We start from the raw sequence: 22398 nt of genomic DNA, 5'->3' as shown, positions 1-22398 counted from the left end.
TGTTAGAACAGCCACTGAAACAGCCTCGTTAGAATCCCTGGTTTTTGTTTGTCTCCCACTACGCCGAACCCCTCGTAGCTGATCTCCGCATCGGCGATCTGGGTAGACAAAACCTGATTATTCCCATCGATATCATCGGGACGGACCACGCCCCGGATGTAAATCTGCTGATTTTCCCCGTTCAAGGTGAAGGAATGCTTCCCTTCAATTACAAAATTGCCGTTGGGCAGGCGTTCCACAATCTGGGCAGTAATCTTCGTCTGCAGGGAACTACCCCGAGAGGTGGTCCCCCGACTGCTCAGATCATCGCCGCCGCTGGCCCGCAGCAGGGGGATAAAATCCAACAGGCCCAATCCCGGACCGATCCCCACGGAACCCTCCTTCCCCGATTGGGTGGAGGCCGTCTGGGTAGCCTGGGCCTGTTCCACCACCACAATCGTCACCAAATCCCCTTCCTTGTAGGCCTTACGATCCCGGAGCAAACCGGCAAAGAAGGAAGCATGGCTCACCTGGGAAAAGACGAACAACCAAACAAGAATCATGGCACTAGCAAGGCGCGCCTTTCGCATCGTCATACCCCCTTTACCATAATGGACACCACCCGGCCGGGACCCACCACCTCCGCAATGATCACCCGCCCCGACTGGGGATTTGCCACCTCAATCCAATCACCAATGTAACCATCCTGTAAAGACAACACTTGGGTTACGGCCCGCACATTACCATAGATGCTTTCCAGGGTCACCACTTGGTTGGCCACCACTTCGGGAATGGGCTCCACCAGCTCCCTGGTGAGCACCGTCCCTGGGGTGACCCAGCGCTTCACCCGCATTCCCACCAGGTCTTCCAAGCCTTCGAAGGGCATCCCCGGCAGGGTGAAATAATCCCGTTCCACCAACACCAAGCGTTCGGGCTCCAATACCTCGTGTTTGGAGTGAAAATCCGCCACCGCCACCACCGACACGGGTAAAGTCACCCGGAAGGAAACCACCACCCGTCGGTACATGACCCCGTCGATGAGAATATCCACGGGCACCCCCATGGTCCGGGCCAAAGAAGGCAGTCCGGCAGGGACCAACTGCACCTCCCCTGCGGGCAAAGACAGATCCGTCACGGCACTACTCAGTTCCCACTGGGCCTTTGGATAGGGGGCTAAGGCCTCCTGCAGCACCCTTTGGGCAAGTCCCAGAAGCTGTTCCCCTGCCAAAAGCTGGGACCGGGTGGTCACCTGAAAGGTGGACGGTACCACAAGCTCCAGCTCCCCCAGGGGAAGCTTAGCCTGCTGCAGACGCATTCGCAGCAGACTCAGGGTCATGGTCCGGCGCTGGCCCGGAAGGGGGGCTTCCCCGAGGTACACCGCCCGCAGGAGGGCCAGTGTTTCCGGGTCCGCTCCCCCTATCTCCGCAATGTCCCCAAGGTAAATCTTGCTGCCGGATACTTCCACCTGTTCTGCGATCTCAATGCGGATCTGGCCCGCCGTCGCCGGCAAGCCGTTAAGGAGCACTAACAGGAGAATCAGGGGAAAGATCCGTACCATGGGTATTCACCTTATCTTCTTAAGTTGTTTGCGGTCTGCAGCATCTCATCAGAGGCCTGGATGGCCTTAGAGTTCACCTCATACGCCCGCTGGGCGGTGATCATGGCCACCATTTCCTCTACTACCTTCACATTGGACATTTCCAGGTACCCCTGGGCGATGGTCCCAAAGCCATCAAGTCCCGCAGTACCATAGATGGGCTCACCGGAGGCGGGAGTCTGCTTGAAGAGGTTCCGGCCAATGTTCCGCAAGCCCGCCGCGTTCATGAACCGTACCAGGGTGATTTGCCCCACTTCCACCGGTACCCCATCATCGGAGGTCAGCACAGAGACGGTCCCGTCGGTGCTGACGGAGATATCCAGGGCGTTGGCGGGAATCTGGATCTCCGGCTCCAGCACAAAGCCGTCGGAGGTCACCAACAGACCATTGCTGTCCACCTTGAAGGCTCCGTCCCGGGTGTAGGCGGTGGAACCGTCGGGCAAGGTGACCTGGAAGAAGCCTTCGCCTTCAATCACCAGATCCAAGGGGTTATCGGTCTGTTGGTAGTCCCCTTGGGTGAAGATCTTCTGGGTGGCCACCGGCCGCACACCATGACCCACCTGGATGCCTGTAGGGATCTGGGCCCCCTGAACCACCGGGGTTCCACCGTACCGCACCGTCTGGTACAGCAGGTCCTGGAAGTCCACACGGGCCTTCTTGAAGCCGGTGGTGTTCACGTTGGCCAGGTTATTGGCGATGGTGGCAATACTCAGCTCCTGGGCAGTCATTCCTGAACCGGCAATCCATAATGAGCGCATCATAGGGCATTACCTCCTATAAATTGATTTCTTAAGATACCTTTCCAATTTCCACTGCATGTCCTAAGACTTCATCCTGGGCGGTGATCATCCGCTGGGCCGTCTCATAGGCCCGCACGGCACTGATCATCTTCACCATTTCCTCAATGACACTAACGTTGGTCTGTTCTAAAGACCCCTGAACCACCATGTAGTCCTGGGCCCAAGTTACCCGTTCTGAGGCACCGGTGGCATAAAGGCCATGACCCTCCGGCTGCAAGTCCCCAGGGGGAATACGCACAATCTGCAGGCGGGCCACTAGGTCGTCCCCCTGGGTGATCTCCCCCGCGGTGCTCACCTGGAAGGTACCCGGTTCCAGGTAAATATCCCCCTGCTCCCCTTGGACCCGGTAACCTTGCTTGGTAACCAGCAACCCCTCCGCGGTAAGGGTGAAGGCTCCACAGCGGGTGTAACGCAGGCCCCGGGGAGTTTGGACCACAAAGAACCCCTCCCCTTCCAGGGCAAAATCCAGACTGTGGCCGGTGTCCACCAGGGAACCCTGGCTAGTGTCCACGAAGAGCTCCTGGGCCACCACTCCCGTGGGCAGATCGCCGATATAGGTGGTACGGGTGCCATCATTCCGATGGACCGCTTGGCCCAGGCTGCCCTGCTGGATCAACAGTTGCCGGTGAAAACCGTCGGTGGACGCGTTGGCCAGGTTGTGGGCCAGTACATTCATCTGCACATCCCCCAAGACCATGGCACTGGCCACCGTATAAAGACCACGGATCATCTAACACACCTCCCCTCCCAGCGTGCACTCCTCATCACTAAGCAGTTCTTTAAGCCTCATAATGGCTCTGGTATGCAATTGGGACACTCTCCCTTTGGAGATCCCAAGGACCTCGCCGATTTCACTCACCGTCAGCTCTTCGTAGTAATACAAAGACAAGATCATCTGGTCCCTTTCGGGAAGGGTGCTGATGGCCTGGGCCAAACGCTGGTTTAGCTCCTCTTCGATCAGTTCCTCCTGGGGATTGGCCGCTTGCTGGTCCGGGATCACATCGGCCAGGGGACCTCCGTCCCCGTCGGGGGAATTGATCATAGCTTCCAACGACAGCATCATGGTGGAAGCGGCCTTCTTCTGAAGATCATACAGTTGATCCAGATCGATCTTTAGGAACTTGGCCACTTCCTCATCGGTGGCCTGACGACCGTATTGGTTGTCCAGCTGGGTATAGGCCCGCTCCATGGCCTTAATCTTCCGCCGGAGGCTATCGGGCAGCCAATCTTCCGAGCGGATCCCGTCCAGCATGGCCCCGCGGATCCGCTTGGAGGCGAAGGTGGAAAACAGCACGCCGTGACTGGGATCGTACCGGTCCGCAGCTTCCAACAAGCCCAAGTAGCCGTAGCTGACTAGATCGTCAACCTGCATGTGGCTGGGCAGGCCGATAGCCAACCGTTCTGCGATCCGGCGTACCAGGGGGAGATGCTCTTCAATAAGTTGTTCCTTCTGCCGCTCCCGCGGACTTTGCACCTTGTATGCTTCGATGTGTTCCCTCGCAAACATGCCAATCACTTCCTTGCCTTTCAACCTTCAAGTTTGACCATCCCCACCACTTCCAACTGGGCCCGGGGGTCAACCTCCCCAAAGGAGAGGACCACCAGCTGGGGAACCATCGGTTCGATGATCCGCCGGAAGGTCCGTCGGACCATCGGCGAAGTCAGCACCACCGGGGGATAACCTCCGGCGGCTAGCTTCTGGATCTCCTGCATGAGGCGGTGCATCAGCCGGTGGACAAACTGGGAATCCACGGTGCCTCCCTCCTGGGCCTCCTCCCGGAGGACCTCTTCCAAGGCGGGATCTAACCGTATCACCCGCAGGATCCCATCGGGGCCCACGTAGGTGTCGGTAATCTGCCGGGCCAAGGACTGACGCACCAGTTCCGTCAAAGTCTCCAGGGAATCGGCGGTGGCGGCATGATCCGCCATGGCCTCCAAGATACCCACCAGGTTGCGAATACTGATCCCTTCCCGCAGCAGATTCTTCAGTACCCCTTGGACTTGTCCCACATTCAAAAGACCAGGCACCAGTTCTTCCACCAAGGGCCCATGCTCCTCCTTGACACTGTTCAGCAGTTTTTGTACGTCACTGCGGCTGATCAATTCATGGGCATGATCCTTGATCACCTGGGTGACGTGGGTTACCAGTACCGTGGAAGCATCCACCACAGTACAACCCAACGCTTCGGCTTCTTCCCGCTGGTCCTCTTCGATCCACACCGCGGGCATCCCAAAGGTGGGATCCTTCACCTGTTCCCCAGCTAGCTCCACCGGCCCCCCGCAGAGGGCCAGGAACCGCTGGGGACGAAGTTCGCCTCCGGCCACCTTGGCCCCGTAGATTTTGATTACATATTCATGGGCCCCCAATTGTACATTGTCCCGGATCCGGATCATGGGAACCACCATACCCAGCTCCAAGGCACATTGCTTCCGGACGGCCCCAAACCGGCCCAACAGATCGCCACCCTGCTGTTCGTCGGTGAGGACCACTAGTCCGTAGCCAATTTCCAGTTCCAGGGGATCCACCTTGATCATGTCCAGCACGTCCTCTGGGGTGACGATTTCCGCCCGCTGGAGTTGCTCCTGGGCCAGTTCCTGCTGCTTTTGCTCCTCTTCCTGCCTAGCCATATTAGTCATCTGATAAGCCAAGAACCCCAACATCAGCCCCAACACCATGAAGGGCACAAAGGGCATGCCGGGCACCAAGCTGAAGGCCAAAAGCACTCCCGCGGCGATTCCCATGGCCTTGGGCTGCCCGCCCACCTGCCCGATAACCACCTCACCCAGGTTGCCCGTGGAGACACTGCGGGTAACGATCATACCGGTGGCGGTGGCGATGAGCAGGGCGGGCACCTGGCTGACCAATCCGTCTCCCACCGTAAGCAAGGTATACTTCTTAATGGCCTGGTCCACCGTCAGGCCCCCCTGGACCACACCGATGATCAGCCCACCGACAACGTTGATAAAGGTAATCACGATGCCGGCGATGGCGTCACCCTTCACAAACTTGCTGGCTCCGTCCATGGCTCCGTAGAAGTCCGCTTCCCGGGCCACCTCTTCCCGGCGTCTTCTGGCCTCGTCCTCCCCAATGAGACCCGCATTGAGGTCCGCATCGATACTCATCTGCTTGCCGGGCATGGCATCCAACGTAAAGCGAGCCGCCACTTCCGCCACCCGTTCGGCACCCTTGGTGATCACGATGAACTGAATAATCACCAGAATCAAGAACACCACAAAACCTACGACATAGTTACCCCCCACCACGAAGTTCCCAAAGGCATTGATGATCTCCCCGGCATAGCCCCTGAGGAGAATCAGCCGGGTGGAGGAGACATTGAGGGCCAGGCGAAAGAGGGTAGCCACCAACAACACCGGGGGAAAGGCGGAGAAGTCCAAGGGCCGTTTCACATTCATGCTGATTAGCAACAGCACCACCGCAAAGCTGATATTCCCCGCCAAGAGCAGATCAAGGACAGCGGGTGGTAAAGGGATCACCATCATTACAACGATCCCCACGATCCCCACCATCATGATCACATCTTGGTAATCCCGCAGCCCCTTCTTCCCGTTCACTTGCCCATTCCTCCCTACAAAACCTTACCCTTCAGCCGATAGACAAAGGCCAACACCTCGGCCACCGCCTGGAACAGCTCCTCGGGGATCATGTGATTGACCTCTACCGACTGGTACAACGCCCGGGCCAAAGGCGGATTCTCCATAATGTACACATCGTGCTTCTTGGCGATTTGCTTGATCTTTTCCGCCACATGACCCTTGCCCTTGGCCACCACCACCGGAGCAGGCCGCTGCTTGAGGTCATAAAGCAGAGCCACCGCAATATGGGTGGGGTTGGTGATGACCACATCGGCATGGGGCACCATCTGCATCATTCGGCGGGTGCCCAACTCCCGCATCCTGCGGCGGATGCTGGCCCGCACCACGGGATCCCCCTCGGTCTGTTTCAGTTCTTCCTTCACTTCCTCTTTGGTCATCTTCAGGTTCTGGGTGAATTCCCACCGCTGGTAGGCATAGTCCAGCAGGGCTAGGGCCACCAGAATCCAGCCCAGACGTACCCCAAGCTTTAACACCCACTGGCCAAAGAAGACCAGATTCTGTTCCAAGGGCTTACCCATGCTCGCCACAAACAGGGGGTAATCCCTTCTAATCTGCACAAAGGCCACCGCGGCCAAAAGGATCAACTTGGCGAGGGATTTGATCAACTGGATCAAGGCCCGTTTGGAAAAGATCCGTTTGAAGCCTTCCACGGGGTTAATCCGCTCCAGCTTCGGAGCCAATCCCCCGGGGTTATACATAAACCCCACCTGCACCAACTGGACCGCAATCCCTGTACACAGACTCACCAAGAAGACCGGTAGCAACATGGACACCAAACCCTGCACTGTAGTCTCGGCCAAAGCACCAACACTGGCCGCATCTACCCTTTGATCCCCCAGGGTAAACAGCCATCGGTGGAAAAACTGGTACACCCCCCGCCCCAGGTGATCTCCCCATAGATGAAAACCAGCAAAAAGGACCAGGACACTGGCGGCCACGCTTAACTCTTGACTTTTGGCCACATGACCCTTTTTCCGGGTATCCCGTTTTTTCTTCTCCGTCGGCTGTTCCGTTTTCTCCGCAAACAGCTGCAAATCCCACCGCAAGGGTGCCATGGTCCTAGCCTCCCAAAGCAAGCACAACTTCCAACAACATCCGGCCCATGAACTCGAAGACCCCCCGCAATAGGCCGGCAAAATAGGGCAGGGTGAAGAATACCATCAACAGGCCCAAGACGATCTTGATGGGAAACCCCAGGATAAAAATGTTAATCTGGGGCACCGCCCGGGCAATAATCCCCGACAAAACATCCGCCACGAAAATGGCCGCCATCACCGGAAAGGCGATCTGCAGGCTAATCTTGAAAAGCTGGTAGATCAACCGTCCCAACCCATCGGCCATGGAGGCCCACACCCCACTGGGGGGCGTAAGCAGGGGCAACAGCTCGAAGCTTTCGGCAATCGCCCGAAAGATCCACTGGTACCCATCGGTAGCCAGTAAAATCAAAACCGCCACCAGATAATACAACTGGCCCAAGGGGGCAGAGCGGGCATCCACCTGGGGACTGAGGATCTCCGCCATCCGAAAGCCGATGGGCAGATCGATGAAAGTACCAGCCATCTGCATAACCAAGAAGAAGAGGAGCACCACAAAGCCGATACTAATCCCAATCAGTGCCTCCTGCACGATGGCCTGGACAAGATCCGTCCAGTGGGCGGGCACCGGCCTTTCCAGGGAGACGATGGGGGCCAGACACAAAGCCACCGTCAAGGTCACCCAGATTTTCACCACCGTGGGCACCGTCCGGCCACTGAGCACCGGCGTGCCGGCCAAAATCCCAGCGGTACGGGTAAAGACCAGGAAGACATGGTTTAGATGAAGCTGCAGATCCATCGCCCTTCCCCCTTAGAACAACCCCAACCAGACGTCCACCCAAAGGCGGTGCACCAAATCCAGCATAATCCGCAGCATCCAAGGACCCAGAAATAGCAAGGTGAGCAAGATCGCCAGGATCTTGGGCACAAAGACCAGGGTCTGTTCCTGGATCTGGGTCACCGCCTGGATGATGCTGATTACCAGGCCCACCAAAAGGCCAATCCCCAGTAAAGGTCCCGCCACCATGAGCGTGGTGGTGATGGCCTGTCGTGCGATGTTGATTACCCAAAGCTCGTTCATGCGGTCGCTCCTATCGTTGGTACGTCAAAAGCAAGGATCTAATCACCAGATTCCACCCGTCAGCCAGTACGAATAACAAAAGCTTAAAGGGCAAGGAGATGATCACCGGCGGGAGCATCATCATGCCCATGGACATCAAGGTGCTGGCCACGATCATATCGATGACCAAGAAGGGAATAAACAGCAAGAACCCCAGCTGAAAGGCCGTGCGCAGTTCACTGACCATGAAGGCCGGCACCAATACATAGGTAGGAACATCATCCTCATCCCATAATTCCTCGATCCCCGCCAGCTCCACAAACACCGCCAAGTCCTGCTCCCGGGTAAAGGAAAACATAAAGTCCCGCAAAGGCTTAACGGCGGCATCATAGGCCTCGGACAAACTCAGCTCCCCAGCCAGGTAAGGTTGCAGGGCTAGATCGTTAATCTCTTGACCCACCGGTGCCATGACGAAGAAGGTCAAAAACAGCGCCATACCGATAATCACCTGGTTGGGCGGCAGCTGCTGGGTGCCCATGGCACTGCGGACAAAGGACAAAACGATGACGATCCGGGTGAAGGAGGTGAGGGTAATCAACAAAGCCGGCGCCAGGGACAGTAAAGTGAGCACCCCTAGGATCTCCAGGGCCAAAAAGCCCTCCCGGGAACCCGGCTCCTCGATGAGGTCCAAAAGGGTCTCCGGCTGGGCAGAAGCCTCCTCCAATCCAATGGCCACACAAAGTCCCAAGGCCAGCAGAATCAAACTGTACTTGCCGATGGTCTTACGCATCTTCACGATCCTTCTTTTCTCCTTCAACGGGCACCGCATAAAGCAGCTGGATTTGCTCCTTGGTGTACCCGATCACCAATACCCGGTCCATAACCTCCACCACGCAGATGCCACTGCTGGGGCTAAGCTTCTGCCAGGCCACCACCTTCAGAATATCCCGCCGGAACTTGGCCTCCCCTTGGCTGTCCAGCAACCACTCCCGGGCCATCAGCAAAAACAGCAGGATCGCCAGCACCATCAACAGCTGGCGGAAGAAGCCTAGCTCCCCCTCCTGGGGAAACACCAGCGCCAAAACCAGGGCCAGCACCCCACAACCTCCCAAGATTAACCCTCTCTGCGGCAGCTTCACTGTTTTGTCCCCTTCTGCTCCTCTTGTCTTGTCAACGTGGTCCGGGAAATCCGGCAGGCTAGCCGGTTATCCAGTAGGAAGATCTCTCCTTCGGCGATCTGCCGCCCGTTGGCCTTGAGGGGAATGGGCTCGCCGGCTCCCCGGTTCAAGACGATCACCGAGCCGGTCTTCAGCTGGGCGATCTCCTCCAAGGTCAAACTGGTGGCCCCCAACTCACAGACTACCTCTACCGGTAGATCCACCATCTCTTCCCGTTCCACCAACCCGTCAGCCCCCTCCGGCGGGGCAAATTCCACAAACTTCACTGGGCGAATCTCCACTTGTGGCTTTCCCAACTTCCTTACCTACCTTCTATTGCACCGCAAATTCAACAAAGTACAGGTCGGCAATCATGGGCGTGGGCAAGATGCTGTTCAACCTGTCCATCAAGGCCTCCGCCACTTGCCGCAGACTAGCACTGCTACCAAAGTCGTCGTAGGTGCAATCCCTGATGTATAAAATCACGGCGTTGCGTAGGGCCGCCATCCGCTTCTCCACCATGTCAACGCCCTTCTTCTCGTACAACTCCAATTCCACCGCGAACCGGGCATAACCAATTCGGTCCGGCGAACCGAAGTTCACCATGAACTCACCCAACTTCACGATGGGACCGGTGGCGACGTCCCCCTTACCCGAGAAGGGCAAGGACACCTCGCCGAGGATGAGATAATATGCGAACAGGGCCGAGCCCACCGTCACCCCCACCGCAAGAAAGATGACGAGGACAACAAACCCCCAGCGTCCAGCCACTTTACTGGTCGTCTCCGCCACTGGCCGTCTCCTCCCCACTCAAGAGTTCTTCAATATCCAATCCATGGGCCTCCCACAGGGACTGCCGAAGGATGACAATATCCACCCGTCGGTTTTGCTGCCTGCCCTCGGGCGTATCGTTCGGCGCCACCGGCCGGTACTCCCCGTAACCCACTGCGGAAATCCGTTCTGGGTCAAAGCCTGTTTCCCCCAGCAGGTAGCGCAGTACCGTAGTGGCCCTAGCCGTGGACAATTCCCAGTTTGAGGGGAAGCGTTCGTTATTGATCGGTAGATTGTCCGCATGACCCTCAATCCGCACATGATTCGGCCACTGGGACAGGAAGTGGCTAATCTCGGCTAAGATCCCCAAGGCCTCGGGGGTTAAATCTGCTTTCCCCAGTTCAAATAACACGCTGTCTTTGAAACCCAGCACCAACCCCCATTCCTCCCGGTGAACACTGATCAATTCCTCCCAACCCCTAAGCCGCAGCAGATGGGCCAGTTCCTGTTCCACCTTCGCCAACTGCTCCCAATCCCTTTTCAAAAGGCCATAGAGCGTAGCAGAATAGTCGGCGGGGCCAGTGTCCATGATCTCCGCGGTCTCCTCAAACATCCCGGAGCTCCCGTCCATGATCCCAGAGCCAAAGAGGCTTTGGAATCCCCGGATGACGCTGTGAAACCGTTGCACATCCAAACTGGAAAAGCTGTACAATAAAACGAAGAAACATAACAACAGCGTCACCAAGTCGGAATAGGTCGTCAGCCAGTAATTGGGGGCGCTACGTTTAGGCAGGCCATTCCAGCGATCCCCGCGTCTCCCTTGTCCGTTCCGTTCCACCAGGGTCACTCACCTCCCGCCGCAGGCCAGCAATGACCTCCAAGGACTCCCGGAGGTTCCGGGGGTTTTCTCCCGCCTGCAGCCCCAACACCCCCGCGAAGATCACTTCCATGGTCTGGAGCCGCTCCTCCCCCCGGGCGGCAAGCTTGGTAGCCACGGGGCCGAACAGAAGGTTAGCCAGGATCAGCCCGTACAGGGTGGTAATGAGGGCCACCGCCATGGCCGGGGCGATGGACTCAGGATCCGACAGGTTCCCCAACATATTCACCAACCCAATGACAGTACCCAACATTCCGAAGGCCGGTGAATAGCCCGCCATGGTCTCAAAGACTTGACAATCCCCGCTGATCTCCTGCTTGGTACGCATGATCTCCGTCTCCAGGGTATACTCCAAATCCTCCCGGTCGGTCCCGTCCACCACCAGCATCACGCCCCGGCGCAGGAAGGAATCTGCAATATCATCCAGCTGCTCATCCAGGGCCAAAAGCCCGTGGCGCCGGGCCAGATCGTCCATCTGGATAATCTGGTCAATGATCTCCGTCACTTGGAAATTGTCCGGCCGCAGCACTGTACGGATGGCACGGGGGATCCGCTTCAGCTGTTCCCATGGGAAGGCAGCGGCCGTGGCCGCTAGTGTCCCTCCGACCACAATGACCGCCGAGGGCCAGTTCCAAAAGCCCCCAAAACCATCACTGGAGAGAATTCCACCCACGATAACGACAATCCCAAGAAGAAGACCGATTATGGTTGCTCTATCCAATGTCTACACCTCTTTGCGGGAGGACCCGCCCGAGGTCCTCCCACCAAACTACCGCTTGATGTTCAGGGTCTCTTGGAGCAGTTCATCCGATGTGGTAATCACTCGGGAGTTGGCCTGGAACCCCCGTTGAGTGGTAATCATTTCCGTGAATTCTTGTACGAGATCCACGTTGGACATCTCCAAATTCTCGGGGATGATCCGGCCCCGACCACCGGTTTGGGGTTCGCCCACCTGGGGAGCACCGGAGTTCAGACTCTGACTGAAGCTGGTGCCACCCACCTTGTTCAACCCGGCGGGATTGGGGAACATCGCCAAGGCCACCTGTCCCAGGATGATGGGGGTGTTATCCGCCAACACACCGATGAGACGACCCCGGTCATCGATGGTCAGTTGCTCCAACCGCTCGCTGGCACTGCCCCCGCCCAATCCCAGATGCCTGGGGTCAATGGTGATGTTCGTGGGGGCACCGGAAGTGTCAATGACGCCTCCCACCGCGTTCCAGCCCTGGACAAAACCTCCCGTCGCTGGATTGATCAGGTTGCCCGCGGCGTCAATATCGAAGGAGCCAGCCCGGGTATAGACTACTCCGTTGGGCTGGGCCACGATGAAGTACCCTTCCCCTTGGATGGCTAGATCCAGCATCCGGCCGGTGCTAGCCAGATCCCCCTGCTCGTGGATGGTGTCGATGCTGCTTAAGGCCACCCCTGTACCCACCTGCATGGGGTTTACACCACCCCGGTTGCCCGCCGGCTCATAGGCCGCCTGCAAGGTCCGGGCAAAGGTCTCCTGGAAGACCACCCGATCTTTCTTGAACCCGATGGTATTCACATTGGCAATGTTGTTACCAATCACATTTAGTTTTTGTTGATGCACCCGCATCCCCGTGACACCGGAATAAAGTGAACCTAGCATTGCGTCAACCTCCTTTGAAGTCAATGGGTAGCCTAAATCCTTCTGACTTAGGCTATAGGCTCTCCTCCAAAAGGGCCAGCCTAGCCGATCACCGCCCCATCGATATTGGTAAATACCCGTTGTTCTGCGTCTCCACCCTTGATCACCGTGATCACCTTGCGGTTCGTGACGCTAACCACCAGGGCCAGATCTTCAATCAGCACCAGGGGTTCCTTGAGCCCCTTGGCCGCCGCCTGCCCCACAGCGCTATCTAGCCGTTGCAACTGCTCCGGTGAAAGGGTAACGTTCCGTACCGCCATCCGGCGTTTGGCATGGGCGGAAAATTGCACCGTACTCTGGGGGTGCAAGGTCTGCCGGAGCACTTGCTCAAAGGATTCGGAAGCCCCACGGCCCGGCGCCTGTACCCCCACCTGCGTCCGTACATTACCGACTTTCTGGATCAAGGCAATGCCTCCTAACGGTTTTCCAACAACGCCACCACATCACTCAAAGCGTACTCTTTGCCGTCAATGACTAAGAATACCTTGCCCGCGTCGTAACGGAGGCCCTTCACCAGACCGCTGATCTCCTCATCCTGGGTTACCACCGTGACCTCGCGGCCTAGGAAGTGCATACCCAGCAACTTGGAGGAATCATACATAATCCGATTATTACTGGTGGACAACTCCTGCAGCGACTGGATAGTAGTCATGGCCAGAAACTGCTGCAAAAGCTCGGAGTTGTCCAACGGCTCAGTAGGATCCTGCATCTGCAGCTGGGTCAGCATCAGTCTCAAGAAATCCTCACCGGCCATGGCCGCGCTCTCCACAGTGGTCTGAGGTTGCCCTCCCGTTAGCCGATTGACCGCCGATACAGACATCATTCTCCCTCCCTACGCTAGCAAATTGATACTGGTGCCAACCAGTTGCCTGGTCGGTTTCCGGTGCTGTACCTGGGGCACCACCACCGCCAATCCGACAGTGGGCCAAGGTTCAGCAGAAAAACTCTGTCTATGCTGTTGACCTTGCTCCTGGTGCAGGAAAGCATCAAAGGAGGCCAAATCCACGCCGGCCCGGGTGAAGCTTTCCCTCAGTTCCGGCAAGCGCTCCTCCAAAACCTGCAGCAAGGCCGCCTCTTCCACCACAAACCGGCCGCTGATCCGGTCATTGGCCAAACTGAGAACCACCTTAATCTCCGCCTTGTCGGTGGCCAGTTTCAAATGGAAGGTCCGTTCCTCCCCCGCCGAGACCAGCTGGGCCGCCTGCACGATTTCCTCCACCAGTTCCTCTACCGGGAAGTTCCCTGGTTCACCGCTGGCCTTTCCTAAAGCCCCCTCCAGCGAAACCGCCGGCGTCCGGGAACCTGGAGATTGCAACGCTTCTGTTCCATAGGCAGGCTCCTGCAAAACCGGTTCGCTCCTCCGAACGACCTCCGGCCGGGCTCCCAGTGGTGTTTCATCCCGCCGGTGATCACCGGTCTCTTCACGGGCCGCAGGGTTTTGGTCCAGAAAAGTGACGACGGAAACGTCTTCCACCCAAGCCTCCTTCGCTTCCGTCCCCCCGATCAGCCGGGAGTTGGGCCTTTCTCCGGAGAAAGGCTGCTCCCGGGAACCGTGGGCTACGATCCTTTCCGCAGCCTTCGGTTCCACTTCGGTCACCACCGGCTGGGTGGTGTTTGCCTGCCCCATCGGCTCCACTACCCTTTGTTCCGGGATGACCCGGTCGGTAAACTGCTCCGGTTGGGGCACTTGCGCCGACGCCGGTGCCGTTCTCTGGCCCGAAGCGTCTTCCCTGGGTTGCTCGGTAGCCGGCCCGGACAAGGGTTGCGTTCCTTCTTCCAAAGGCCCTCTGGAAATCGCTCTGTCCAAGACTTGGGCTGGGGCCTGTGGGGGCACGTCCAACGTAGGCTCAAAGCCTCGGTCCCCCTGTGGTGTTGCCACTGGGTTTGATACGGCCCGGGGTGCTGGCTCCGGGCTAGGTTCCCGAACTATCCACCACGGCCCTTCTTCCCGAACCCTTTGCCCTTCCGGTTCCGCAGTCTGGACCTTTGCCAATTCCGGAGAGCTTATCTCCTCGGCGAAGCTTGTCTCCTCAATAAAGGCTACACCCTCTAAAGCTTCCGGTAAGAAGCGGCTCCTTTCCATCTCCAAAACCTGTCCGTTCTGCTCTGGAGTATCCTCGGAAGGGACGGTGTCCACCCGTTGGGATCCTCCCCTTGGCACCTCGATACCGGAACTTGTCTCCACCAGGACAGGAGTCTTCATGCGCACCGGTTGGGGTTGTCCTTGCTCTTCTTCCACGAAAACCAAAGGTTCCCCATGGGCTATGTCTTCCTCTTGTCGGGTGAGGTCCTCCACCGGGGTAAGATCCCGGGACCCAAGCATCATCAGAGGTATCTCCAGCGTTTTGGGAGATGGCACCACCTCAAAAACCACAGTAGCGGGCTCCTGGACAAGGACCCTCTCCCCAACTTCCCTAGGCCGTGTATCCTCCCTTTGGCCGCCAACGACGAGGTTGAAGGTTTCCCTATTCCTTGACACCGTCGAAACCAACAGTTCCCTTTCTAGGACTTGCTCCGGGAAGACCGAAAGATCCACCGGCCTTTGCACCCGCGGGGTCTCCTCCGGGGAAGCTACTTGAGAAGTCGAGAAGGCCTCCACCTCCGGGATGGTCGCTTGCCCCAAGGGTCTATGTGGCTGTGGATTGACCCGGATCCCTAGTTCCCGGGGTCCCGAGGGTTGACTGGACCGCAGCTCTCCGGGAACCCAGTGATTACGACGGGGTCTTTCTGGGGAAAGGGTAAACTCCCTTGGTCCAGGCGCTACCTCTACCACCAACCTCTCCCCTAGGGCTTGCCACAAGGAACCGGACTCCCACTCGGTTTTCTGATCCAGGATGGTTCCCTGTTGGACCATCCCACGGCTTCGGAGAAGATCTGGGGACTGGGAAGACTTGGGTACCAGCATCCCCTGGGGACCCTCCAAGGGAGTCTCCTTAGGCACCATGCCCGGTACCGATCCTTCCACCCCCTGGGTTAAGGGTGGCCGCTGTACCGTGGTCTCCCTTGACCCTTCCCCCACGGAATCTGGGAACAGGAGGCTTACCTCTTCCTCCCCTACGGACTGGACCCTGTCCAGTTCCAATTCCGTCCCTCTGGGGTCGACCGTGGGGAAGGTTTCCAGTGCCGGATCCCCGGCTCCTGCCAGTGGCATCTTTGGGGCTTGGGGGTTGCGCACCCCTTCCTCGGAGGGGGCTGTAAAGGCCACCGGCAGGTCACTAAGCATCTCGGGCCCATGGACAAAGGACCTGGGCTGTACCATAGCCTCCTTGGCAGATTGGACAGAAACTTGATCTCCAACACCGATGGGTTCAATGGCAACCCCTTCTCCTTCCTTGGCCGGCACCAACTCCACAGTCTCCAGGGGACTCATCCCTATGGGTACGGCCAGTACCGCCTGCAAGAGTTCCTTGGGATCCAGGGGTATCTCCTGATCCCCAGTAGCATTCAATCCCTTAATGGGCAACTTAAGCTGTTTCAAGGCCTGTTCCGGAGGCCTCTTGGCCTCACCCCGAACCAAAAGCTCCAAGATCCCAGCCAGGGTGGCTTGAAAGTGTTCTTTCGAAGTTTTAGTGGATTGTCCCGGTGCCAGCTGTTCCACCAGATTGTGTACTGACCCAATGGCCAGGGATAATTCCATCATTTTTCACCTCCTTTCCCTCTCAGTTCTCTTCTATCTACAGGTGTCCCACCAGGGCTTGTAGCTGCTGGTAGGTTTCCTCAAAGGGTATGGCTTCCTCTTGGTCCTGTTGCAGAAATCCGTTCAAGGGACCATACATCTCCACCGCCAAGTCGGTCTCCGGGTTGTTGCCCGGTTTGTAGGCCCCCACTTGGATCAAGTCCTCCACCTCGCGGTAGGCGGCCAGAAGCTTAACCACCTTGCGGGCATTGACCAAGTGTTCTTTACTGACCAGCTTCGGCATCAACCGACTGATGCTGGCCAGAACATCAATGGCCGGAAAATGGCCCTGTTCCGCCAGTCTCCGGGTAAGGACGATGTGTCCGTCCAGAATTCCCCGGGCTGTATCGGAGACGGGTTCGTTAAAATCGTCTCCTTCCACCAGCACCGTGTAAATCCCGGTGATACTCCCCCGTTCCGCCTTTCCCGCCCGCTCCATCAGCTTGGGCAGAAGGCTGAACATGGAGGGGGTGTAGCCCCTGGTGGTGGGAGGTTCCCCAGCACTGAGGCCGATTTCCCTTTGGGCCATGGCCAGACGAGTCACCGAATCCATCATCAAAAGCACGTCGGCCCCCTGATTGCAGAAGTATTCTGCGATGGTGGTGGCAGTAAAGCCGGCCTTCAGTCGAATCAAGGGGGGAGTGTCACTGGTGGCGGCTACCACCACCGATTCCTGGCCTGCGGCAAGCTGACTTTCCACAAACTCCTTCACTTCCCGCCCCCGTTCCCCCACCAGGGCAATGACCTTCACATCGGCGGCGCAATTCCGGGCGATCATTCCGATGAGGGTGCTCTTACCCACACCACTACCGGCGAAAATGCCGATCCGTTGGCCCTTACCAATGGTAAGTAGACCATCAATGGCCCGAACCCCTAAGGACAAGGGTTCATCAATAACCTCCCGGCTCAAGGGTTCCGGCGCCCGTCCGTTTACCGAACGCCAGGAACCGGTAAGGGGTCCTTTGCCGTCGATGGGGCGTCCCAAGCCATCCACCACCCGGCCCAAGAGGGCCTCTCCCACCTGGACCTTCAGGGGGCCGCCGGTGGCAATGACCCGACTGCCTCGCTTGATACCATCCATTTCAGCTAGGGGCATGAGCAAAATGCGCCCATCCCGAAAACCAACCACTTCCGCACCGATGGGCTCCTGGCCCTCGCCGGTTTCAATGAGGCAATACTCGCCTACCTGTACATCGGGCCCGATGGACTCGACAATGATCCCCACCACCCGGGTCACTCGCCCCAGACGGACGATGGGATCTACTTCCCTGATCCGTGAACGGTACTTGGTCAACAACTCCATAGCTAAACTCCTACGCCGTCTCAATCAGTCTTTGTTTCAGCCGCGCCACTTGACTGATTAGCCGGCCATCGTACTCCCCGATATCCGACTCTAGATAGCAATCAGCAAGACCCAAAGTGTCATCGCCCAACACTGCCACCTCGTAGGGCAGCTGGGCCGTAAGTTCCCTCGTCAAGGCCACCCGGTGAGGATGGACCCGGAGGGTAATCTGCCGGGCCTGTTCCGCGGCCGTGAGCACCCCTTCGATAATCCCGGCCAACACATCGTCGTCGAATTTGGCCTGATAGGACACCAGCTTGCCAGCAAGCTCACACAGAAGCCCGATCAATTGGGGCTCCAACTCCTCCATCTTACGCCGTCGGTCGGCCACCGCCGCGTCCAAAACCCGCTGGGCTTGATCGATGAGCTCCTGGGCCTTTGCCTGGCCTTGGGCAAAGCCTTCCGCGTACCCCGCAGAGAAACCCTCTTCCCTGGCGGTTTCCCGGATTTCGTCCGCGGCGGCCTTGGCTGCGGCCACGATCCCCTCGGCCTCTTCTTGGGCCTGGGCCAACACCATGGCCTTCTCCCTGGCCAATTCCTGTTGGAGGTGCCGTTTCTTTTCCGCCAGTTTTTGCTGGATTTCCATCAGTTCGTGGCGAATCTCCTCCAGGGTGCGTACCTCTTTCGGATACAGGGCATAGGTAACACTGCCGTTTTGCACCTTACAAACAAATTGACCCTTCACTAAGCTAGACAACGACGGTATCCTCCCCTCCCCGGGCGATGACGATCTCGCCCAGTTCATCCAACCGACGAATGATATTGACAATCCGACCTTGGGCCTCTTCCACTTCCCGTAGTCGCACGGGGCCCATCACTGCAATATCTTCCTTAAGAGCCTCGGCAGCCCGGGAAGACATGTTGTTGAAGATGACATTGGCCACATCTTCGCTGGCGGTCTTGAGGGCCAAGGCGATATCCCGGGAACTGACCTCCCGCAGTACCCGCTGGACTGCCCGATCGTCCAGGAAGATGATATCCTCAAAGACGAACATCCGTTCCCGGATCTCTTCGGCTAAGTCGGGATCATTCTGGGCCAATCGATCCAGGATCGCCTTTTCCGTAGTACGGTCCACCCGGTTCAGGATGTCTACGATGGCGTCGATACCCCCGGAGACGTTTACATGCTGACCTTCGTAGGAAGCGAGCTTCTCCTTGAGGGCTTGTTCCACCAAAGCCACCGCATCGGGAGCAATCCGGTCGATACTGGCGATCCTTTTGGCCACGTTAGCCTGCTGTTCCGGCGGCAGCTCGGCCAAAATGGCGGCCGCCTGACCGGGACTTAAGTGGCACAGGGTGAGGGCCACGGTCTGGGGATGTTCTCCCTCTAGGAAACTGAGGAGTTGATCCACCGAAGCCCGCCGGGCAAATTCAAAGGGACGCTGCTGGAACCGGCTCTTCAGGCGGGAGAGGATCTCCTCCGCCTGTTGCCGTCCCATGGCCTTCTCCAAAATGGCCCGGGCGTAATCGATACCACCCCGGGAGGCGTAATCGAAGGCTAAGCACATGTCCCGAAACTCCTGCAAAACGGCCTGTCGGGTCTCCGTGTCCACGCTCTTAGTGGAGGCCACCTCCGCCGCCAGGGCTTCCACATCGGTGGGATCCAACTGGCGGATCATGGACGCGGACAGGTCCGCTCCAAGGGAAATCATCAGCACTGCTGCTTTTTGTAACCCCGACATGCGTGTCTTCATCTCATACATCCCCCAACCAGGCTCGTAAAGCATCTATTACTTGCGTCGGCTGCTCCTTGTACATCCGAGAAATTTCCTGTTGTAGGTCGTGCTGCGTATTCCTTGCTTCCTGTGAAGCGCCGTCATCGGCGGCCGCCTCGATGGCAGCCTTCAACCACTCGGGAACTGCGCTCTCTTCCGCCGGTGCATGCTTCCGCCGCCTTATCAGAACTATAACGAGAATAATAATTATTGCTAATGCGGCGGCGAATAGGGCCCAGGGCAGATAATCACGTACGGGTTCTACCACCGGCTCTTCCCAAATATCTGGCTGATCGAAGGGGGTGGCAGCAAAGGCAGTGGAGTAGACCGCTACCTGGTACGGTACCCGGTCCCCAAGACCCAAGGTGGCCAGAGCCGTCTCCCGCACTTGCTGTTCCAGTTCCGGGGTCAGTTCCCCATCAATCCAAACCGCGGCGGAACAACTGGTAACTTTGCCTGGCGCGACGATGGTCCTTTCCACATGCCGATTCAACTCATAGTTCCGGGTAATGTCGCTTTTGGCGTAATCCCCCACCGTACTTCCCTCGGCCTGCTCATAGGTGGGGATATTGGAACTGATGCCGGCAATCCCCCCGGGAATCTCGGTGCTACCCCGGAAGGTCTCTTCATACAACTGCTCACTGCGGATCAATTGCCCCTCTTCCCCGGGTTCGAAAACCTCACTGGTGATCTCCCGGTAATCGAAGTCCATGGAGACACTCACCCGGGCCACCACTCGACCGAAACCGAAGACCTGCTCCAAAAGACCACGGAGCCGATCCTCCAAATGGCGCTCATATTGCTGCTGCAGCTGAAACTGGGTGAGCATCTGCATACCGGATACCTGGAAGACCCCGTCCTCCGCCAGGAAAGCAGACAAGGTGTTCCCTTGGGTGTCCACCACGGTGACGTTTTTGGGCTTCATACCCTCCACACTGTAGGCCACCAGGTTCACAATTCCCCGAATCTGCCATTCGCTCAGGGTCCGTCCAGGCCGCAGCTTAACCAACACCGAAGCGGTGGGCTCATAGCGATCCCTGAGGAAAATGCTCTGCTCGGGAATCACCAGGTGCACCCGGGCGTCTTCCACTTCCTCCAATTGCCTCAAAGTCCTAGTCAGTTCCCCCTGCAAGGCTGCGGCGTACTGGACCCTCCGGTCAAACTCGGTGCTGCCAAAACTAGCTTCCTTGAAGCTTTCCAGCCCCACCACTCCACCGCTGGGTAAGCCCTCCGCGGCAAGGTCAATCCGGAGTTTATACACCTGGTCTTGGGGAACAAGGATGGTCCTGCCCTGGTCGCTGAGACGGTAAGGAATGCCTTGTTCGTCCAGCTTGCGCACAATCTCCCCGGAGTCCCTAGGATCCAGACCAGTAAAGAGGGCAACCAACTCCTGACGTCCGGACAGAAGGATAGGGCCCACCACCAACCCGATGAAGACCACCAGGCCAATCCCAAGGGACACTTTCGTCCAACGGGGTAACGCGTTTAATCTGCCTAATAGCTGCTGGAACATTTCCATAAGAGCCACTCAATCCTTGGGTATTTTAAACTTGAATCCGCATAATCTCTTGGTAAGCTTCTACTACTCTGTTCCGGATCTGAATGACAAGCTGCAAGTTCAGCTCTGCCTTCTGCATTGTCAGCATCACATTGTGCAGATCGTCCCTTTGGCCAAGGGCCAAAGCCAAAGCCTCCTCATGGGCCACCCGCTGGCTGTGCAAAAGTTCCTCTGCCGCTTCCTTGAGGAACGAGGCAAAACTACGTCCATTTCCCTGCACCCGCTGGTTAAGGGGCTGCTGGATTTCGATCTGTAACGGACGAATATTCTCGACTCTCATCCCAGCATCCCTCCCTATCGGCCGATCTGCAGGGCCGCTTGGGCCATGGTCTTACCCGCCTGAATCACCGTGGCATTGGCCTCATAGGCCCGGACCGCTCCGATCATATCCACCATTTCCCGAATTACATCCACATTGGGATAGGTGACATAGCCTTCGGGGTCCGCGTGGGGGTGTCCCGGTTCATAGACCCGGCGCAGTTCTGACCGGTCCTCCACGATGGCCGCCACCCGTACGCCGGACACCGCCGCCTTGTCCCCCTGCAAGCCCGCTAGGATCTGGGCGAAGCTGGGCGCATAGCTTGCGGGACGATATACCACCATTTTCCGGCGGTATACGTCACCGGTTTCGGTGCGGGTACTTTGGGCGTTGGCGATATTCGCCGAAATCACATCCATCCGCAACCGCTCGGCGGTCAGGGCAGAAGCGCTGATATCAAAGGAGCTGAAGAAACCCATGGATTATCGTCTCCCTTCGGTAATGGCCGCCCCTAGCATCTTCAGATGACTAGTCAACACCGTCGAGACCGCTTGGTAATAGAGGGTATTCTTCGCTAGGGTAGCATTCTCGTACTCCAAATCCACATTGTTGCCGTCCTGGCGGATCTTAGTGCGGACTTCCTGCACCAAGGGGCCAGTGCTGAGCCGGGCCCCAATATGTTTCTCATTGGTACCCACGAGCTGCAACCGCTGGCTTTGGCCCAGGGCCTGCTGCAAGGTCTCCTCAAACTGGAGGTCCTTCCGCCTGTATTTCGGCGTATGGATGTTGGCGATATTCTCACTGATGATCTCGTGCCTGAGGGCCGCCACATCCAAGGCATAGGCCAAACCAGCGATGGCTTTAGTTTGCATTGTCTTCACTCCTTCCGAACATAGATACAAGAAGCAGCCCAGATCCCAACAATAAAGGAAAGGACCTGGACTGCCCCTACTATACAAAGATAGTCTCTTTCGGTAACCCGGCTTCCTACTCTGACAGTAGGCCCGAGGCTTTGCGTCCCCACCTCACGATGGGTTTGCCTTTATCGTTGAGATCTATTCGATTGTTATCTTCAGTACCGCGATGAATTCCTTAACATAAATTCTTAACAACATATTCGCTAAATTCCCGCGAATCCCTTCTTTCTCAGACAAAAATCCTGGGGTTTTGACATAAGCCCAGGGAAAAAAGAAAGAACGTGTGCTAAGTTGACCGTTCGATCCCATATCGTTCCAATATTTCATCTGGCGTGCCAAGCTCCTTTGGCAGTAGTCTCACCGTGTAAC

The 22398-nt window shown here is 57.5% G+C and carries 26 protein-coding genes and 1 riboswitch; all 26 genes read right to left on the bottom strand.

Annotated elements, in window-relative coordinates; genetic code table 11:
• Nucleotides 1-2 precede the first annotated feature (2 nt).
• The gene (locus tag GXX57_02055; GenBank protein HHV43440.1) at nucleotides 3-569 is read right to left on the bottom strand and encodes a flagellar basal body L-ring protein FlgH; all 567 of its coding nucleotides are present in this window, start codon (nucleotides 567-569) and stop codon (nucleotides 3-5) included.
• Nucleotides 570-571: 2 nt separating this feature from the next.
• Complete coding sequence (flgA, locus tag GXX57_02050) at nucleotides 572-1537, bottom strand: flagellar basal body P-ring formation protein FlgA (GenBank protein HHV43439.1); 966 nt, start codon at nucleotides 1535-1537, stop codon at nucleotides 572-574.
• 11 nt (nucleotides 1538-1548) lie between these two features.
• Nucleotides 1549-2337, bottom strand: coding sequence for a flagellar basal-body rod protein FlgG (gene flgG / locus GXX57_02045; protein HHV43438.1), 789 nt, complete (start codon nucleotides 2335-2337; stop codon nucleotides 1549-1551).
• Nucleotides 2338-2365: 28 nt separating this feature from the next.
• Nucleotides 2366-3106 (bottom strand): flagellar hook-basal body protein, encoded by a 741-nt coding sequence (locus GXX57_02040; protein ID HHV43437.1) that lies wholly within the window; start codon nucleotides 3104-3106, stop codon nucleotides 2366-2368.
• Complete coding sequence (locus tag GXX57_02035; protein HHV43436.1) at nucleotides 3107-3907, bottom strand: FliA/WhiG family RNA polymerase sigma factor; 801 nt, start codon at nucleotides 3905-3907, stop codon at nucleotides 3107-3109.
• On the bottom strand, nucleotides 3904-5931 hold the full coding sequence (gene flhA, locus GXX57_02030) for a flagellar biosynthesis protein FlhA (protein ID HHV43435.1): 2028 nt from the start codon (nucleotides 5929-5931) through the stop codon (nucleotides 3904-3906). The genes GXX57_02035 and flhA overlap by 4 nt, the downstream gene beginning before the upstream one ends.
• A 32-nt stretch (nucleotides 5932-5963) precedes the next feature.
• Nucleotides 5964-7046 carry a flagellar biosynthesis protein FlhB gene (flhB, locus tag GXX57_02025; GenBank protein HHV43434.1) on the bottom strand — a complete coding sequence of 361 codons (1083 nt, stop codon included), beginning with the start codon at nucleotides 7044-7046 and terminating at the stop codon, nucleotides 5964-5966.
• 4 nt (nucleotides 7047-7050) lie between these two features.
• Nucleotides 7051-7824 (bottom strand): flagellar biosynthetic protein FliR, encoded by a 774-nt coding sequence (gene fliR, locus GXX57_02020; GenBank protein ID HHV43433.1) that lies wholly within the window; start codon nucleotides 7822-7824, stop codon nucleotides 7051-7053.
• A 12-nt stretch (nucleotides 7825-7836) separates the two neighbouring features.
• Nucleotides 7837-8106 (bottom strand): flagellar biosynthesis protein FliQ, encoded by a 270-nt coding sequence (gene fliQ / locus GXX57_02015; GenBank protein HHV43432.1) that lies wholly within the window; start codon nucleotides 8104-8106, stop codon nucleotides 7837-7839.
• A 10-nt stretch (nucleotides 8107-8116) separates the two neighbouring features.
• Nucleotides 8117-8875 (bottom strand): flagellar type III secretion system pore protein FliP, encoded by a 759-nt coding sequence (gene fliP, locus GXX57_02010; protein ID HHV43431.1) that lies wholly within the window; start codon nucleotides 8873-8875, stop codon nucleotides 8117-8119.
• Nucleotides 8868-9224 (bottom strand): hypothetical protein, encoded by a 357-nt coding sequence (locus GXX57_02005; protein HHV43430.1) that lies wholly within the window; start codon nucleotides 9222-9224, stop codon nucleotides 8868-8870. The genes fliP and GXX57_02005 overlap by 8 nt, the downstream gene beginning before the upstream one ends.
• Complete coding sequence (locus tag GXX57_02000) at nucleotides 9221-9559, bottom strand: FliM/FliN family flagellar motor switch protein (protein HHV43429.1); 339 nt, start codon at nucleotides 9557-9559, stop codon at nucleotides 9221-9223. The genes GXX57_02005 and GXX57_02000 overlap by 4 nt, the downstream gene beginning before the upstream one ends.
• A 16-nt stretch (nucleotides 9560-9575) precedes the next feature.
• Nucleotides 9576-10034, bottom strand: a complete 459-nt coding sequence (locus GXX57_01995; GenBank protein HHV43428.1) for a flagellar basal body-associated FliL family protein — start codon at nucleotides 10032-10034, stop codon at nucleotides 9576-9578.
• On the bottom strand, nucleotides 10015-10806 hold the full coding sequence (locus tag GXX57_01990; protein ID HHV43427.1) for an OmpA family protein: 792 nt from the start codon (nucleotides 10804-10806) through the stop codon (nucleotides 10015-10017). Before GXX57_01990 ends, GXX57_01995 begins: the two co-directional genes overlap by 20 nt.
• The gene (locus GXX57_01985; GenBank protein ID HHV43426.1) at nucleotides 10799-11611 is read right to left on the bottom strand and encodes a motility protein A; all 813 of its coding nucleotides are present in this window, start codon (nucleotides 11609-11611) and stop codon (nucleotides 10799-10801) included. The genes GXX57_01990 and GXX57_01985 overlap by 8 nt, the downstream gene beginning before the upstream one ends.
• A gap of 48 nt (nucleotides 11612-11659) precedes the next feature.
• Nucleotides 11660-12523, bottom strand: a complete 864-nt coding sequence (locus GXX57_01980; GenBank protein HHV43425.1) for a flagellar hook-basal body complex protein — start codon at nucleotides 12521-12523, stop codon at nucleotides 11660-11662.
• Nucleotides 12524-12603: 80 nt separating this feature from the next.
• Entirely contained in the window at nucleotides 12604-12966 is a 363-nt protein-coding gene (locus GXX57_01975; GenBank protein ID HHV43424.1) for a hypothetical protein, read from the bottom strand.
• Between the two features lie 11 nt (nucleotides 12967-12977).
• Nucleotides 12978-13382: a hypothetical protein gene (locus tag GXX57_01970; GenBank protein ID HHV43423.1), complete on the bottom strand. Its 405-nt coding sequence runs from the start codon at nucleotides 13380-13382 to the stop codon at nucleotides 12978-12980.
• Between the two features lie 12 nt (nucleotides 13383-13394).
• Nucleotides 13395-16199, bottom strand: coding sequence for a hypothetical protein (locus GXX57_01965; GenBank protein ID HHV43422.1), 2805 nt, complete (start codon nucleotides 16197-16199; stop codon nucleotides 13395-13397).
• Nucleotides 16200-16236: 37 nt separating this feature from the next.
• Nucleotides 16237-17541 carry a FliI/YscN family ATPase gene (locus GXX57_01960; GenBank protein HHV43421.1) on the bottom strand — a complete coding sequence of 435 codons (1305 nt, stop codon included), beginning with the start codon at nucleotides 17539-17541 and terminating at the stop codon, nucleotides 16237-16239.
• 10 nt (nucleotides 17542-17551) lie between these two features.
• Nucleotides 17552-18277 carry a hypothetical protein gene (locus GXX57_01955; GenBank protein ID HHV43420.1) on the bottom strand — a complete coding sequence of 242 codons (726 nt, stop codon included), beginning with the start codon at nucleotides 18275-18277 and terminating at the stop codon, nucleotides 17552-17554.
• Entirely contained in the window at nucleotides 18270-19283 is a 1014-nt protein-coding gene (gene fliG / locus GXX57_01950; protein ID HHV43419.1) for a flagellar motor switch protein FliG, read from the bottom strand. The genes GXX57_01955 and fliG overlap by 8 nt, the downstream gene beginning before the upstream one ends.
• Entirely contained in the window at nucleotides 19276-20814 is a 1539-nt protein-coding gene (gene fliF, locus GXX57_01945; protein HHV43418.1) for a flagellar M-ring protein FliF, read from the bottom strand. Before fliF ends, fliG begins: the two co-directional genes overlap by 8 nt.
• A 25-nt stretch (nucleotides 20815-20839) precedes the next feature.
• A complete protein-coding gene (gene fliE / locus GXX57_01940; protein ID HHV43417.1) occupies nucleotides 20840-21133 on the bottom strand; it encodes a flagellar hook-basal body complex protein FliE in 294 nt (97 codons plus the stop codon).
• A gap of 14 nt (nucleotides 21134-21147) precedes the next feature.
• Nucleotides 21148-21591 carry a flagellar basal body rod protein FlgC gene (gene flgC / locus GXX57_01935; protein ID HHV43416.1) on the bottom strand — a complete coding sequence of 148 codons (444 nt, stop codon included), beginning with the start codon at nucleotides 21589-21591 and terminating at the stop codon, nucleotides 21148-21150.
• A 3-nt stretch (nucleotides 21592-21594) separates the two neighbouring features.
• Entirely contained in the window at nucleotides 21595-21984 is a 390-nt protein-coding gene (flgB, locus tag GXX57_01930) for a flagellar basal body rod protein FlgB (protein HHV43415.1), read from the bottom strand.
• A 98-nt stretch (nucleotides 21985-22082) separates the two neighbouring features.
• A riboswitch (cyclic di-GMP riboswitch) is annotated at nucleotides 22083-22163 on the bottom strand.
• Nucleotides 22164-22398: the final 235 nt, after the last annotated feature.

It is taken from the genome of Bacillota bacterium, assembly GCA_012839765.1.
In the GTDB taxonomy this organism is placed as follows: domain Bacteria; phylum Bacillota; class Limnochordia; order DUMW01; family DUMW01; genus DUMW01.
This window is presented reverse-complemented; position numbering and strand designations above follow the sequence as displayed.

Excerpts from the sequence above, each read along its gene's own strand:
- GXX57_02055 (HHV43440.1), bottom strand. The coding sequence starts at position 569 with ATGCGAAAGGCGCGCCTTGCTAGTGCCATGATTCTTGTTTGGTTGTTC.
- flgA (HHV43439.1), bottom strand. The coding sequence starts at position 1,537 with ATGGTACGGATCTTTCCCCTGATTCTCCTGTTAGTGCTCCTTAACGGC.
- flgG (HHV43438.1), bottom strand. The coding sequence starts at position 2,337 with ATGATGCGCTCATTATGGATTGCCGGTTCAGGAATGACTGCCCAGGAG.
- GXX57_02040 (HHV43437.1), bottom strand. The coding sequence starts at position 3,106 with ATGATCCGTGGTCTTTATACGGTGGCCAGTGCCATGGTCTTGGGGGAT.
- flhB (HHV43434.1), bottom strand. The coding sequence starts at position 7,046 with ATGGCACCCTTGCGGTGGGATTTGCAGCTGTTTGCGGAGAAAACGGAA.
- fliR (HHV43433.1), bottom strand. The coding sequence starts at position 7,824 with ATGGATCTGCAGCTTCATCTAAACCATGTCTTCCTGGTCTTTACCCGT.
- fliQ (HHV43432.1), bottom strand. The coding sequence starts at position 8,106 with ATGAACGAGCTTTGGGTAATCAACATCGCACGACAGGCCATCACCACC.
- fliP (HHV43431.1), bottom strand. The coding sequence starts at position 8,875 with ATGCGTAAGACCATCGGCAAGTACAGTTTGATTCTGCTGGCCTTGGGA.
- GXX57_01980 (HHV43425.1), bottom strand. The coding sequence starts at position 12,523 with ATGCTAGGTTCACTTTATTCCGGTGTCACGGGGATGCGGGTGCATCAA.
- GXX57_01970 (HHV43423.1), bottom strand. The coding sequence starts at position 13,382 with ATGTCTGTATCGGCGGTCAATCGGCTAACGGGAGGGCAACCTCAGACC.
- GXX57_01965 (HHV43422.1), bottom strand. The coding sequence starts at position 16,199 with ATGGAATTATCCCTGGCCATTGGGTCAGTACACAATCTGGTGGAACAG.
- GXX57_01960 (HHV43421.1), bottom strand. The coding sequence starts at position 17,541 with ATGGAGTTGTTGACCAAGTACCGTTCACGGATCAGGGAAGTAGATCCC.
- fliG (HHV43419.1), bottom strand. The coding sequence starts at position 19,283 with ATGTATGAGATGAAGACACGCATGTCGGGGTTACAAAAAGCAGCAGTG.
- fliF (HHV43418.1), bottom strand. The coding sequence starts at position 20,814 with ATGGAAATGTTCCAGCAGCTATTAGGCAGATTAAACGCGTTACCCCGT.
- fliE (HHV43417.1), bottom strand. The coding sequence starts at position 21,133 with ATGAGAGTCGAGAATATTCGTCCGTTACAGATCGAAATCCAGCAGCCC.
- flgC (HHV43416.1), bottom strand. The coding sequence starts at position 21,591 with ATGGGTTTCTTCAGCTCCTTTGATATCAGCGCTTCTGCCCTGACCGCC.
- flgB (HHV43415.1), bottom strand. The coding sequence starts at position 21,984 with ATGCAAACTAAAGCCATCGCTGGTTTGGCCTATGCCTTGGATGTGGCG.